This is a genomic window from Acidobacteriota bacterium (assembly GCA_035471785.1).
GTDB lineage: Bacteria > Acidobacteriota > UBA6911 > RPQK01 > DATIPO01 > JANQFM01.
This window is the reverse complement of the sequence record DATIPQ010000062.1, coordinates 50224-63987: the sequence shown is the minus strand read 5'-3', so window position 1 is coordinate 63987 and position 13764 is coordinate 50224. Positions and strand designations below refer to the sequence as shown.

13 protein-coding genes are annotated in these 13764 nt (G+C 61.2%); 10 read left to right on the top strand and 3 right to left on the bottom strand.

From position 1 onward, the window contains the following. Positions 1-21: 21 nt before the first annotated feature. Both ilvN and ilvB read right to left on the bottom strand, forming a co-directional pair. Positions 22-702 carry an acetolactate synthase small subunit gene (ilvN, locus tag VLU25_09045; protein HSR68076.1) on the bottom strand — a complete coding sequence of 227 codons (681 nt, stop codon included), beginning with the start codon at positions 700-702 and terminating at the stop codon, positions 22-24. Positions 703-706: 4 nt separating this feature from the next. Next, the gene (gene ilvB / locus VLU25_09040; GenBank protein HSR68075.1) at positions 707-2431 is read right to left on the bottom strand and encodes a biosynthetic-type acetolactate synthase large subunit; all 1725 of its coding nucleotides are present in this window, start codon (positions 2429-2431) and stop codon (positions 707-709) included. Between the two features lie 295 nt (positions 2432-2726). On the opposite strand from ilvB, the gene VLU25_09035 reads away from it, so the two are divergent. The 9 genes from VLU25_09035 to greA all read left to right on the top strand — a co-directional run bounded on the left by VLU25_09035 (position 2727) and on the right by greA (position 10750). Beyond that, entirely contained in the window at positions 2727-3617 is an 891-nt protein-coding gene (locus VLU25_09035) for a LysR family transcriptional regulator (GenBank protein ID HSR68074.1), read from the top strand. 31 nt (positions 3618-3648) lie between these two features. After that, on the top strand, positions 3649-3879 hold the full coding sequence (locus tag VLU25_09030) for a hypothetical protein (protein HSR68073.1): 231 nt from the start codon (positions 3649-3651) through the stop codon (positions 3877-3879). Next, positions 3876-4268: a type II toxin-antitoxin system VapC family toxin gene (locus VLU25_09025; protein HSR68072.1), complete on the top strand. Its 393-nt coding sequence runs from the start codon at positions 3876-3878 to the stop codon at positions 4266-4268. The genes VLU25_09030 and VLU25_09025 overlap by 4 nt, the downstream gene beginning before the upstream one ends. A 237-nt stretch (positions 4269-4505) precedes the next feature. Then, positions 4506-4994 (top strand): NADH-quinone oxidoreductase subunit J, encoded by a 489-nt coding sequence (locus tag VLU25_09020; GenBank protein HSR68071.1) that lies wholly within the window; start codon positions 4506-4508, stop codon positions 4992-4994. 7 nt (positions 4995-5001) lie between these two features. Further along, a complete protein-coding gene (gene nuoK, locus VLU25_09015) occupies positions 5002-5304 on the top strand; it encodes an NADH-quinone oxidoreductase subunit NuoK (protein ID HSR68070.1) in 303 nt (100 codons plus the stop codon). Positions 5305-5307: 3 nt separating this feature from the next. Then, positions 5308-7299 carry an NADH-quinone oxidoreductase subunit L gene (gene nuoL, locus VLU25_09010; protein HSR68069.1) on the top strand — a complete coding sequence of 664 codons (1992 nt, stop codon included), beginning with the start codon at positions 5308-5310 and terminating at the stop codon, positions 7297-7299. A 4-nt stretch (positions 7300-7303) separates the two neighbouring features. Beyond that, on the top strand, positions 7304-8833 hold the full coding sequence (locus VLU25_09005) for an NADH-quinone oxidoreductase subunit M (protein ID HSR68068.1): 1530 nt from the start codon (positions 7304-7306) through the stop codon (positions 8831-8833). After that, a complete protein-coding gene (locus VLU25_09000) occupies positions 8823-10256 on the top strand; it encodes an NADH-quinone oxidoreductase subunit N (protein HSR68067.1) in 1434 nt (477 codons plus the stop codon). The genes VLU25_09005 and VLU25_09000 overlap by 11 nt, the downstream gene beginning before the upstream one ends. Further along, a complete protein-coding gene (greA, locus tag VLU25_08995; GenBank protein ID HSR68066.1) occupies positions 10253-10750 on the top strand; it encodes a transcription elongation factor GreA in 498 nt (165 codons plus the stop codon). The genes VLU25_09000 and greA overlap by 4 nt, the downstream gene beginning before the upstream one ends. A gap of 86 nt (positions 10751-10836) precedes the next feature. Here the strand turns inward: greA and VLU25_08990 are convergent, their stop codons facing one another. Beyond that, positions 10837-11154, bottom strand: coding sequence for a hypothetical protein (locus VLU25_08990; GenBank protein HSR68065.1), 318 nt, complete (start codon positions 11152-11154; stop codon positions 10837-10839). A gap of 127 nt (positions 11155-11281) precedes the next feature. On the opposite strand from VLU25_08990, the gene VLU25_08985 reads away from it, so the two are divergent. Continuing rightward, the gene (locus VLU25_08985) at positions 11282-13753 is read left to right on the top strand and encodes a PBP1A family penicillin-binding protein (GenBank protein ID HSR68064.1); all 2472 of its coding nucleotides are present in this window, start codon (positions 11282-11284) and stop codon (positions 13751-13753) included. Positions 13754-13764 lie beyond the last annotated feature (11 nt).

The window sequence follows — 13764 nt, the reverse complement described above, 5'->3', positions numbered from 1 at the left end:
TTCTCCTTGCGGTTTTTCAAACTATCGAGCCGCCGTTAGAGACCGCCCATCCTCGCTTAGCAAAGACACCCTCTCAATTACCGGAGGACTTATGCGGTCTCTAACGGCCGCCCGATTGCTCGTTTCGGTTGACCCTTCGTTTTCTGACGCTGTTCCGCTCCCTGGACGGGAACCCTGCTCTGATGCCTGCTTGCCCCTCGACATGGCCACGGCTCCCGTGCGGGCCATCTCCAGGATCCCGAAAGGACGCAGGACTTCCACCAATCCCTCGATCTTGGAGTCGGAGCCGGTGATCTCGGCCACCAGCGCTTGCGGTCCGATGTCCACCACGCGGGCCCTGAAGACCTCGCACAGTTGCAGGATCTCGCGGCGGTTGGCCGGGTTGCAGCGCACCTTGACCAGCGCCAGATGGCGCTCCAGGCTGGGGCGTTCGGTGACGTTGTCGACCGAGAGGACGTTGATCAGCTTGTGCAGGTTGGCCTCAGCCCGCTCGGCCTCGGCCGCCCCGCCCTCCATCACCACCGTCATGCGGGAGATGCCGGGACGGTGGGTGTGTCCTACGCTCAGCGAAGCGATGTTGAAGGCGCGGCGCCGGAAGACGGAAGCCACCCGGTCCAGCACTCCCGGCTTGTCTTCGACGTGAAGGACCAGGGTCTGCAAGGGGCTCTGCCGGGGGTCGCGGTACTCTGAAATCACTCGCATAGCATCACCATCGGGATTGGGCCGTCTCCACCAGCGGATTCTCCTCCAGCGGACGCCTGATCATGTCGTGCAGGCAATTGCCCGCCGGAACCATGGGATAAACGCTGTCCTCTTGCTCGACCCGGAAGTCGACCACCACCGTACCTTGGGTGCGGCGGGCCTTGGCGATGGACTCTCTGGCCTGGCTGCGGGTTCTGGCCTGCAAGGTCTGAAGTCCGTGGGCCTGGGCCAGGAGGCAGAAATCGGGATTGCGCAGGGGCGTGGCACTGTAGCGTTTCTCGTAGAAGAACTCCTGCCACTGGCGCACCATGCCCAGATAACCGTTGTTGATGATGGCCACGTTGATGTCGAGCTCCTCCTGGGCGCAAGTCGAGAGTTCGCAGGCCGTCATCTGGAATCCGCCGTCGCCGCACACCACCCAGATTTCTCCTTCGGGACAGGCCATGCGGGCCCCGATGGCGGCGGGCAGGGCGAATCCCATGGTGCCCAGTCCGCCCGAGGTGATGAGCTGGCGGGGAAACTCGTGCTTGTAGTACTGAGCCTCCCACATCTGGTGCTGTCCCACGTCGGTCACCACCATGGCTTTGCCATCGGTCAAGTTCCAAATGTCGTTGATGACATGGGCGGCGTAAAGGCGTCCGTTGTCGGGCAGGGTCTGGATGTCGCGAACCGCCGAGTCGCCTTTCATCTCCTCGATGTCGGCATTCCACTGGCGGTGAGAGCATTCGTCGACCGCTTCGTTCAGTTGCAGCAGCGTGTCGCGCAGGTCGCCGACGATGCCTAGATCCACCTGCACGTTCTTGTTGATTTCGGCGCGGTCGATATCGACGTGGATCTTCTTGGCTGCGGTGGCGTATGTGGCCGGATTGCCCGTCACCCTGTCGTCGAAGCGCATGCCGAAGGCCAGCAGCAGGTCGGCTTGCTGGATGGCGTGGTTGACCCAGGACTCCCCATGCATCCCCATCATTCCCAGGTTGAGGGGATGAGAGGCGGGAAAGCCGCCCAACCCCAGCAGGGTGCAGGAGACGGGAATGGAGGTTTTGTCGACAAACTGCAGCAAGCCCTCGGTCGATCCCGATTGAATAACGCCTTGTCCAGCCAGAATCAGGGGTTTCTGAGCGGCGTTGATCAACTCGACGGCCTGCTGCAGTTCGTCCGGGAGGACTCCCGAGGCGGGGCGGGCTCCCGGCAGGCGGACTTCGATGTCGTCCCAATCGAAGTCGGCGCTCTCTTGCTGGGCATCTTTGGTGATGTCGACCAGCACGGGGCCGGGACGTCCGCTGCGCGCCAGGTGGAAGGCCTCCTTAATCGTGGGAGCGATGTGCTGGGCGCGGGTCACCAGGTAATTATGCTTGGTGATGGGAAGGGTAATGCCGGTGACGTCGCATTCCTGGAAGGCGTCGCGTCCGATGACCGGGCCGGGCACCTGTCCGGTGATGCACACCACGGGCGAAGAGTCCATCATGGCCGTGGCGATTCCCGTCACCAGGTTGGTGGCCCCGGGTCCGGAGGTGGCCAAGGCAACGCCCACCTTGCCCGAGGCCCGGGCATACCCGTCCGCCATGTGGGCTGCGCCCTGCTCGTGACGCACCAGCACGTGGCGGATGCGGTATTGGGTCAGGGCGTCGTAGGCCGGAAGAATAGCGCCGCCGGGATAGCCGAAGACGGTCTCCACCTGCTCCTTCAGCAAGCATTCCCAGATGATCTGGGCTCCCGTCTTTTGGCTCATGGTCGTTACCCCTCCGTTGCCTGGAGCCGCGCGCCGTCTCGGCCGACAAGGAAAGCCGAGAAGCGCGCGGAACCTAGCAACCGAGCCCGCACATCAGACCGCCTTGGGCTTGTGGCGGCCCTAATGCGTTACCCGCTAAACAGTGTCGATTGGGGCGGGCTGGCCCGGCGGCAAAGGGCACTATGCCCCAGGGCGCTTCATATGTCCAATTTATAATTTTTCTTATGTTTATTTATGATATTTATTCCATAAGCCTTGCAAATAGAGGCCTGTCGGTTTATAAATAGTCCCCGGCATGGATTATCAAGCTTTACGAGTTTTCTTGACGGTGGTGGAAGAAGGCAGCTTTTCCCGCGCTTCCGAGCGCCTGCTCCGCACCCAGCCGGCCGTCTCCTTGGCCGTGCGGCGGCTGGAGGAGGAAGTGGGCGAGACTCTGATCGACCGCTCCAGCCGCGAACTGCTGCTGACCGACGCCGGACGCACCGTGCTCGACTACGCCAAGCGGGCCCGCACGGTGGAGCGCGACCTCAACAACGCCCTCACCGAATTGCGCGATCTCTCGGCGGGACGCCTGACCATCGGTGCCAACGAGTCCTCCACCCTCTACCTGCTGCAGCACCTGAGCCGCTTCCGCAAGCTCTACCCCAAGGTCAGGGTGCAGGTGCTGCGCTGTCAGTCCTCGCGCATTCCCGACATGCTCCTGGGGGGCGAACTCGAACTGGGGGTGATTTCTTACCGTCCTGTGCAGAAGCAGATCGTCAGCCAGATCATCTTCACCGATCACCTCAGCTTCATCTGTTCGCCCCGCCACCGCCTGGCCTCGCAAAAGGAAGTCTCGATTCAGGAACTGGGAATGGAGACTTTCATTGCCCACAACGTCGTCTCTCCCTACCGGCGGGTGGTGCTGCAAAAGTTCCAGGAAAAGCGCGTTCCGCTCAATATGGACATCGAGATGCCCACGGTGGAAGCCATCCACAAGCTGATCCAGCGCGACGAAGGCGTGTCTTTCCTGCCCCGCATGTGCGTAGAACATGAAATCGAGCAGGGCACGCTGCGCGAAGTCGGCGTCAAGGAAATCCAGGTGGAGCGCAAGATCCGCCTGGTCTACCCCAAAAAGCGCACCCTCAGCCGCGCCTCCAAAGCCTTCCTCGACCTCCTCAGCCAAGACGAGGACCAGACCGCTTGACATGAAAAAGTGATGAAAGTATGCTGTCCACATGAGCAGCATGATTCAGATCCGAAATGTACCCGACGAACTGCATAAGCGAGTCAAGGCCAGAGCAGCTTTGGCAGGCATGTCGATGTCTGAGTTCATAATGCGTGAGCTGCGCAAGTCGCTTGAGCGGCCTACCCGCGCCGAAATCCTGGAGCGTCTTAAAAGTCTCCCCGAGCTAGAACTCTCGCCTTCGGCGGCTGATATGGTTCGCGAAGAGCGGGACCGGCGGTGATCGTACTTGATGCTTCGGTCTTGATTGAGCTGCTGCTCGCTACCCGCAGAGGCCGTCAAGTAGCGGATCGCATAACTTCGACCGATATATCCCTCCATGCCCCCCACCTTGTTGATCTTGAGGTGGCCCAGACGATCAGGCGCTGTGCCTTCAACGACACGATAACCGCCCAGCGCGGAAGACTGGCCCTGGAACACCTGCGCCAGCTCGACTTAGAGCGGCATCCTCATGAGCTTTACCTGCCTCGCATCTGGGAGTTGCGTCATAATCTGACTGCATATGACGCCGCCTATGTCAGCCTAGCCGAAGTCCTGGGCGCGACTTTGCTGACCGGAGACATCAGGCTGGCGAGCGCGCCTGGCGTCCAGGTCAAGGTGGAGATGTTCTGAGAATTGGAAAAGAAATGTCCCGGCGAGCCGGTAGTCATCGGGGTGCACTCGGCCAAAACCACGCCATACGGGCCGCCCGCGGACGCCGCGTCTCCACCCTCGAACTGCACTGGCAGGAGGCGTCTCAGAAGCAGCGGCCGGGAGGGTAGCGGTGCTTGACACGAACAGGGCCATCCACTAAGATTCGAGCTTCTTGGGGAGGATGGCTAAAAGCCGCTTGTTACAAGGGTTTTGCTCGTGGAACTGATCGTTTTTTACTTATTGGCGGCGTTGGCTGTGGGATCGGCCCTGGCCGTCGTTTTTCAGCGCCGCGCCGTCTACAGCGCCCTGGCTTTGATCATCTGTTTCGGAGCCATCGCGGCCCTCTTCATTCAGTTGGGAGCCTACTTCATCGGCGCCGTCCAGATCATCGTCTACGCGGGCGCCATCATGGTGCTCTTTCTCTTCGTCATCATGCTGCTCGATCCCAAGACCGAGATCTTCCGCGCCAAACGTCAGGGCGCCATCCTGATCGCGGCCAGTCCCATGGTTGTTTTCGTGGCCTATGCCCTCATCCGCACGCTGAGAACGGGGGGGCCGGCGGGAGGCCTGGGAGAGAGAGGGTCGCTGCATGAAGTGGCCCGCTTACTGTTCCGCGACTACCTGCTCCCCTTTGAGCTGACATCGATACTCATCCTGGTGGCCGTCATCGGCGCCATCGTGCTGGCCAAACGGCAAAAGGACTGACTTGGCTATGGTTCCGACAGCACATTATTTGATTCTGGGAGCGGTGCTCTTTTCCATCGGATCGTTCGGCGTCCTCTTCAGACGCAACGCCATCACCATGTTCATGTGCGTCGAGATCATGCTCAACGCCGTGAACCTGACCCTGATCGCCTACTCCCGCAGCCTGCAGCAGGTGGACGGCCAGATCTTCGTCATCTTCGTCATGGTGGTGGCCGCCGCCGAAGCCTCGGTGGGGCTGGCCATTATCGTGGTGCTGCGCAAACGCCAAGGCACGCTGGATGTCGACTCCATCGACAATATGAAATGGTGACCCATGCTGGATAGCTTTCCCATATTGCTGCTCTTCCCCCTGCTGGGAGCCGCCATCTGCGGACTGGCGGGCAAGCGGCTGCCGGAGCGGGCGGTGGGCGCCATCGCCTGCTCGGCCGTCTTTGCCTCCTTCCTGGTGGCGGCGGCCAGCTTCTTCGAGCTGCTGGGACTGTCGCCGGAGCAGCGCGTCCGCGTGGTCGAGGCCTTTACCTGGATTCAAGCCGGAGACTTCGCCTCCAGCGCTTCCTTCCTCTTCGATCCCCTTTCCTCCCTCATGATCCTGGTGGTCACGGGAGTGGGCTTCCTCATTCACCTGTATTCCATGGGATACATGCAGGGAGAGGACGGATACTACCGCTACTTCGCCTATCTCAACCTCTTCATCTTCATGATGAGCGTGCTGGTGCTGGCCGACAACTACCTGCTCATGTTCGTGGGCTGGGAAGGCGTGGGACTGTGTTCTTACCTGCTCATCGGCTATTACTTCAAGGAGCGCTTCGCCGGGGATGCCGCCAAGAAAGCCTTCATCGTCAACCGCATCGGCGATTTCGGCTTCCTGCTGGGCATGTTCCTGCTCTTCAGCGAATTCGGAACCCTGGCTTACCTGGACGTCTTCGAGAGCGTGTCGGCCCTTTCGCCCGAAAGCGGCTTCGGCGTTCTTTCCCTGATCACCCTGCTCTTTTTCGTCGGCGCCACCGGCAAAAGCGCCCAGATTCCGCTCTTCACCTGGCTGCCCGACGCCATGGCCGGCCCGACCCCGGTCAGCGCCCTCATCCACGCCGCCACCATGGTTACGGCCGGCGTCTACATGATCGCCCGCTCCTCGGCCCTCTACAGCCGGGCCCCCGACACCCTGCTGATCGTGGCGGTGGTGGCCCTGGCCACGGCCCTGCTCTCGGCACTGATCGCGGTAGCCCAGCGCGACATCAAGAAAGTCCTGGCCTATTCCACCGTCAGCCAGCTCGGCTACATGTTTCTGGCCTGCGGAGTAGGCGCCTACACGGCTGGCATATTTCATCTCATGACCCACGCCTTCTTTAAGGCTCTGCTCTTTTTGGGCTCAGGAAGCGTCATCCTGGCCATGCATCACCAGCAGGACCTTTTCAAGATGGGAGGGCTGCGCAAGTACCTGCCCTGGACCTGGGCCACCATGGGCATCGCCACTCTGGCCATTGCCGGATTCCCCTTTCTCTCGGGCTTCTTCTCCAAGGACGAGATCCTTTGGGAAGCTTTCTCCAGTCCCTACGGCGGACCGGCCTTCTACGCGGTCGGGGCCCTGGTTGCCGGATTGACGTCCTTTTACATGTTCCGCCTCATGTTTCTTTGCTTCCACGGTTCGGAACGCATCGAGATGGGCGAGCATCACGGCGATGACGACCATCACGCCCAAGGACCCGAGAAGCAAGCCCATCACGATGCCAAACCCAAGGAACCCGGCATGGTGGTGCTGCTTCCGCTGGTGCTGCTGGCCGTGCTTTCCTTCATAGGCGGATGGGTGGGCCTGCCGCCCTGGCTGGCTGAGACCAACCAGTTGCATCACTTCCTGGAGCCGTCCTTCCAGTACAAGTACTCGTTGGCCGCGGCGGGCGAGCATCACGGCGACCATACCGCCATGGAGTTGACCTTGGCCGGCTTGGCGGTGGCCCTGGGATTGGTGGGATTTCTGGTGGCCTACTGGTCTTACATCCGAGATCCCGAGCTGCCGCAACGGGTATCCACCCGCTTCGCCGGAGCTTATCAACTCATGCGCAACAAGTTTCTGGTGGACGAGCTATACGACGCCCTCTTCGTCCATCCCCTGCAGTGGATTTCGCGCAACATCCTGTGGCGGCTCATGGACGCCTCCATCATTGACGGGCTGGTCAACGGAACGGCCGCCCTGGTGCAGATCTTCAGCCAGATGGCGCGTCGCATGCAGACCGGCTACGTGCGCAGCTACGCCGCCTGGGTGCTTTTCGGCACCGTGCTGATTTTCGTCTTCTATTTCACCTCGTGAGCTTATGTCTGAGAGCATGATCCTTACCGTCGTCTTGTTGCTGCCCGGCCTGGGGGTACTGGCTCTGGCGCTGCTCCCCTCCGGCAGCAAGGAAATGCTGCGCCTGACGGCACTGGCGGCCACCACCTTGACCTTTCTGGCTTCCATTCCCCTGTGGACGGGATTCGAGGCAGCTTCAGGCGCCATGCAGTTCACGGCTGAAGCGCCCTGGTTCACGCTGGGGACTTTCCAGGCCCGCTACGCCGTGGGCATTGACGGCATCAGCCTCTTCCTGGTCCTGCTCACCAACCTCATCATGCCCCTCTGCATCCTCGCCAGTTGGCATGTGGAAAAACACCTCAAGGGCTACCTCATCTCCATGCTGGCCCTTCAGGTGGGAATGGTGGGCGTGTTTATCGCTTTAGACCTGGTGCTCTTCTACCTGTTCTGGGAAGTCATGCTCATCCCCATGTACTTCCTGATCGGGATCTGGGGAGGCGAACGCCGCATCTACGCGGCCGTCAAGTTCTTTCTCTATACCGCGGCCGGATCGCTGCTCATGCTGGCGGCGCTCATCACGCTCTACTTCAAGGTGGGCAGCCTCAACATAGTGGAATTGACCCAGGCCCTCAGCAGCGGAGCCGTCTTTCTCGACGAAACGACGGCTTTCTGGCTCTTCTCGGCTTTCTTCCTGGCCTTCGCCATCAAGGTGCCCCTCTTCCCCTTCCACACCTGGCTGCCCGACGCCCACGTGGAAGCGCCCACGGCGGGATCGGTCATCCTGGCCGGCGTACTGCTCAAGATGGGGACCTACGGACTGCTGCGCTTCTGCCTGCCCATGTTCCCCGAAGCGGCCGTGCAGGCGGCGCCCACGGTGTCCTGGCTGGCCATCATCGCCATCATCTACGGCGCCCTGGTGGCCATGGTGCAGCCCGACGTCAAGAAGCTGGTGGCCTACTCCTCGGTCAGCCACATGGGACTGATCGTGCTGGGCATCTTCGCCTTCAACATGCAGGCGGTGGAGGGAGCCACCATGCAGATGCTCAATCACGGCATCTCCACCGGCGGACTCTTCCTGCTGGTAGGCATGATCTACGACCGCCGCCACACCCGGAAGATCGAAGACTTCGGCGGACTGGCCCAGTCCATGCCGGTCTACGCCGTGCTCTTCATGGTCATCACCCTTTCCAGCATCGGGCTCCCCGGCCTCAACGGATTCGTGGGCGAGTTCCTGACCCTGCAGGGGACCTTCCTGGCCAATCCCCTCTACGCCGCCTTCGCCACCACGGGAGTCATTCTCTCGGCGGTCTACATGCTGTGGATGTACCAGCGGGTCTTCCTGGGCAAGGTCTCCAGCTCGGAAAACCGTACTCTCTCCGACCTGTCGCCGCGTGAAATCGGACTCCTTTTGCCGCTGGTCATCCTGGCTCTGTGGATGGGCCTTTACTCCAGTTCTTTCCTGCGGCCCATGGACGCATCCATTCAAAAAATCGTAGACCGGGTCGAGGACGTTCGCCAGAACCAAGACATGCGGGTGGAAAATCGTGGAAATTAATTACGCAGCGATTCTCCCTGAGATCATTCTGAGCCTGACCGGCATCCTGGTCATGCTGCTGGTCCCCTCCGTCCGGAAGGATGGCCAGAAGAGGCTGGGATGGCTCTCGGTCGGCGGCATCGCCGCTGCCTTGGCGGCGGCGGGATGGCAACTGGGGACCTCCTCCGGTGCGGCCTTCTCCGGAATGATCGTGCAGGACGAGTTCGGCACTGTGACGCGCCTGCTGCTGCTGCTGGTGAGCGGGCTCATCGCCGCTTCCGCCATACCCTACCTGCGGCGCGAGGGCATCCTGCAGGGAGAGTTCTTCTGCCTGCTGCTCTTCGCCACCGTGGGCATGTGTTTCATGGCTTCCAGTTCCGACCTGATCATGACCTTCCTGGGATTGGAAACCCTCTCCATCGCCACCTACGTGCTGGCCGGAATGCGCCAGAAGGCGGACGTCAAGTCGGCGGAATCGGCCTGGAAATATTTCATCCTGGGGGCCTTCTCCACCAGCTTCATGCTCTACGGAATCGCCTTCCTCTACGGCCAGGCGGGCTCGACCCGCTATCCCGAAATCGCCGCCTTCATCTCCCAGGGGACCTTCGACGGCACCCTCTACCTGGGCGTGGGACTGCTGCTGGTGGGATTCGGATTCAAGGTGGCCATGGCGCCCTTTCACGTCTGGGCTCCCGACGTCTACCAGGGAGCGCCCCTGCCCGTCACTTCCCACCTGGCGGTGGGATCGAAGGCCGCCGCCTTCATCGCTCTGCTGCGCATCTTTCAGCAAGTGACGCCCGAGATCAACGAGTACTGGGTGGACGCCTTGTGGATGGGAGCCGTCCTGACCATGGCCATCGGCAACGTGGCGGCCATTTCGCAACGCAACCTGAAGCGGCTGCTGGCCTATTCCTCAGTGGCCCACGCCGGTTACATTCTGGTGGGCGTGGCGGCCCACAACCAACTGGGCGCCCAGGGCATCCTCTACTACCTGTCGGCCTACGCGCTGATGACCATCGGAGCCTTCGTCATCATCCAGGTCATCAGCTTGAAGGGCGAAGCAGGCATCGACCTGGAAGACTTCAAAGGAATCGGCTTCAAAGCCCCTTTTCTGACCCTTTCCCTTTCTATTTTCCTCATATCCATGGCGGGCATTCCCGCCACCGCCGGATTCATGGGCAAGTTCTTTCTCTTTTCGGCGGCCATCCAACAACAGCTTTACTGGCTGGTGGTGATTGCGGTCATCACTTCGGCCATCGGTCTCTACTACTATCTACGAGTCATCGTAGTCATGTTTATGCAGGAAGGCTCCTCCCAGCCCCTCAGCGTGGAACTGACAACCAGCCTCAGGGCCATCATCCTTCTGCTGGTTTTGGGAACGCTCTTCCTGGGACTCTATCCGGCTCCCCTCCTGGAGCTGGCGAACGGAGCAGTGCAGTTTTGAAAGACGTTCAAGAGAAACTTAAGCAGGAAATCAAGATTCTTGAGAAGGAACTTCGAGAGGAGTTGCCCAAGGCTTTGAAGAAGGCCATCGAAATGGGCGACCTGCGTGAAAACGCCGAATACCAAACGGCCAAGGAACGGCAGAGCTACGTCCAAGCCAAACTGGCTCAGTTGCAGCAGAGGCTCTCCAAGCTTTCCATGGTCAACTTGGACAAGATCCCCACCGACCGGGCCTCTTATGGGTCCACGGTGGTTCTCTACGACATCGACAGGGAAGAGGAATTCACCTACCACCTGGTTTCCAGCGAGGAATCCGACGTGGCCCAGGGCAAGGTCTCCACCACCTCACCCATCGGACGGGCGCTGATGGGCTGTCAGGTCGACGACGAAGTCCGCATCCGCACTCCCCGAGGCGTCCGCAACTGCGAGATCCTCAGCCTCACTACCATCCATGACAAAGCTCAGGCTACGCTTGAAAAGGAGCCCGAGGAATGAACCCAGCGGCGCCTCGGCGAGGAATCAGGAGGGCCTGCCGTCCATAGCCCTGGCCAAGGAGGGTTGTTTCTCCCTCCTCGAGGAGATCACTGGTAGAGCCGCGACCCGATGAGGTACTCGTTCTTGAGCTTCTTCTTAATGACCACGTAGCTGCCGAAGACGTGAGCCGGCTCGACCCGCTCGGCCCAGGATCCGTCGCGGGCCTGAACCCAGAGAGCGGCGTCAAGCTCGATCTCGCTGGAGATCTTTACCAGCAAGATGGTCTCGCCGGAATAGGTGTCGGAGAGCAGTTCACCCACCTGCCGGGCATCGCCAGGGATGCGCATGACGTCATCCTGGGCTGGGAAGACCAGCCCCGACAGCGCCGCCAGCAACACAAACGACACGAATGCTTTCTTCATCATTCTTCCATCTTAGCCGAAGGCCGGCGCTGATTTGGTGATGAAAATCGCAAAGTGACGGGGCGGAACTTTCTCGGGCGACGGGCCTCTACAGTACAATGAAGCGGAAAGCCGCCAATACGACGGGGATATGAGCAAGCACGATTCACCCAGGGACAAAGCCGAAAACCCATGGTCGCCCAAGGCCCTGCTGCAGCGTTTGCGCTCGCTGGAGGGAGCGGAGGCCGGGGGCCGCCAGGGCCAGTCGGCGCCAGCGGGCGAGAACGGATGGTCGCCCAGGGTTCTGCTGCGCCTGGACCAGGGCGGAAAAGTCTTTTGGGCCTTCTATGCCCTGGCCGTGGTGGCGGCCATGCTGCTGGGAGGACTGGCGGGGATGGTCTTCGGCTACGCCCTCGACCTGCCGCGCGTCGACGAACTGGGCGACATCCGCCCCGGAACCGTCACCGAGATCTACAGCGCCGACGGGCGCGTGATCGGCCAACTGGCGCTGGAAAAGCGCATCCTCATCCGCTACCAGGACATCCCCGAGCAAATGAAGGATGCCGTTCTTGCCATCGAGGACGCCGATTTCTTCGAGCACGCCGGAATCGACTTTCAGCGCGTGCTGGCCACCGTCGTCAACAACATCATCAACTGGGAACGAAAGGGAGCCTCGACTCTCACCATGCAGCTTTCAAAGCTGCGTTTGACCAGCTACGAGCGCACCTACGAGCGCAAGATCAAGGACGCGCTCTACGCAGTGGAGATCGAGAAGAACTATTCCAAGGAACAGATCCTCACCTTTTACTTCAATCAGATCTACATGGGCCACGGCATCTACGGCATCGCGACGGCGGCCGATTTTTACTTCAGCAAGGGGCTGGACGAGTTGACGCTGGCCGAATCGGCCTTGCTGGCAGGTCTGATCCAAAGTCCTCCCCGCTACTCGCCCATCAATTCCATGGAAAGGGCCGCGGCGCGCCGCAACATCGTGCTGGGGCGGATGCGGGCCGAAGGCATGATCGATGTCCAGCAGATGGAGGAGGCCCGGCAGGAGCCCATCACCCTGGACGTTCGCAAGCAAGACCCCGGGATCGCTCCCTACGCGGTGGAGGCGGTGCGACAGCGCCTTTCCGAAATGGGATACAACACCGAAAACATCTGGAACGAGGGCCTGCGCATCCACACCACCATCGACTACGACATGCAGCAGGCCGCTCAAGAAGCCGTGCGGGCCGGCCTGGAGGCCTTCGACAAAGAACGCCGTGACTGGGAAGGCGCACCGCTCAACATTCTCGACCAGGGCGGCAACCTGGAAGAATACCGCCATCCCGAATGGCGCCTCATCTTCTACCGCGACATGCTGGTCCATGGCCTGGTGCTGGAAGCCGGAGCCGACAGGGCCAAAGTCAGGATCGGCAGCTACCTGGCCGAAATCACTCCCGAAGACATCGCCTGGACGGACAGGAAAAAGGTGGACGAGGCGCTCAAGAAGGGCGATGTCGCTCTCTTCAGGCTCAAGGAGATCGACCGTGCCGCCCGCACCATCAAGGCCTCTCTGGACCGCATACCCGAAGTCCAGGGCGCCATGATCGTGCTCGACAACAGGACCGGCGCCATCCGCGCCATGGTGGGCGGATACGACTATCAATACAGCGAGTTCAACCGGGCCACTCAGGCCCTGCGCCAACCGGGCTCGGTCTTCAAGCCCTTCACCTACGTGACGGCATTCGAAAACGGACGCACTCCCTTGGAGACCGAACTGGACGAGCCGGTCAAGTTTCTGGACGGCCTGGGGCGGCCTTACGAGCCCGGCAACTCGGACGGACTCTACAAAGGCGTCCTCACCCTCTATCAGGCCTTCGGTGAATCGCGCAACATCCCCACCCTGCGGCTGGCTCAGAAGCTGGGCATGGAGAAGGTGGTGGCGGTGGCCAAGCGCTTCGGCATCCGGCGCAACATGCCGCCTTTCCTTCCGGTCGCCATCGGAGCCGGCGAAGTGACGCTGCAGGAGATCACTTCGGCCCTCTCGGTCTTTCCCAACCAGGGTTTCAGGGCCACTCCCTTCCTCATCGAGGGCGTGGAAGACTACGAAGGCACCCTCAAGGAGGAGCACCGCATTCAGGTCGAGGACGTGGTCAGCGAGGATGTGGCCGACAAGATGCTTTTCATGCTGCGCGGCGTGGTCACGCAGCCTCGCGGAACGGCCCGGCGCGCCCTGGTACTGGGGCGTCCCATCGCGGGCAAGACGGGCACTACCGACGACTACACCGACAGTTGGTTCGTGGGCATCACGCCCCAGGTGACGGCCGGCGTGTGGGTGGGCCACGACGAGAAGAAGACTCTGGGCAAGAAGGTCTACGGCTCCACCCTGGCCCTGCCTATCTGCATCGATTTCTATCAGCGCATCGACGACAAGCTGCCGGCCGAGAACTTCCACATCGCCTACGACGTCGACCCCCGCGACATCGAATACGCCGCCAGCCCCATCCCGCAAGACCAGGAAGGGGAACCCATCACGCCCACTCCCCGCAAAAAGCGCCGCGTCCTCCCCTCCGGCATAGAAGTAGAAGAAATCCCCCCGCCTCCGCCGCCTGACAAGAGAAACAGCAGCGGGCGATAGGCAAACTTCGA

Excerpts from the sequence above, each read along its gene's own strand:
- ilvN (HSR68076.1), bottom strand. The coding sequence starts at position 702 with ATGCGAGTGATTTCAGAGTACCGCGACCCCCGGCAGAGCCCCTTGCAG.
- ilvB (HSR68075.1), bottom strand. The coding sequence starts at position 2,431 with ATGAGCCAAAAGACGGGAGCCCAGATCATCTGGGAATGCTTGCTGAAG.
- VLU25_09035 (HSR68074.1), top strand. The coding sequence starts at position 2,727 with ATGGATTATCAAGCTTTACGAGTTTTCTTGACGGTGGTGGAAGAAGGC.
- VLU25_09030 (HSR68073.1), top strand. The coding sequence starts at position 3,649 with ATGAGCAGCATGATTCAGATCCGAAATGTACCCGACGAACTGCATAAG.
- nuoK (HSR68070.1), top strand. The coding sequence starts at position 5,002 with ATGGTTCCGACAGCACATTATTTGATTCTGGGAGCGGTGCTCTTTTCC.
- nuoL (HSR68069.1), top strand. The coding sequence starts at position 5,308 with ATGCTGGATAGCTTTCCCATATTGCTGCTCTTCCCCCTGCTGGGAGCC.
- VLU25_09005 (HSR68068.1), top strand. The coding sequence starts at position 7,304 with ATGTCTGAGAGCATGATCCTTACCGTCGTCTTGTTGCTGCCCGGCCTG.
- VLU25_08990 (HSR68065.1), bottom strand. The coding sequence starts at position 11,154 with ATGATGAAGAAAGCATTCGTGTCGTTTGTGTTGCTGGCGGCGCTGTCG.
- VLU25_08985 (HSR68064.1), top strand. The coding sequence starts at position 11,282 with ATGAGCAAGCACGATTCACCCAGGGACAAAGCCGAAAACCCATGGTCG.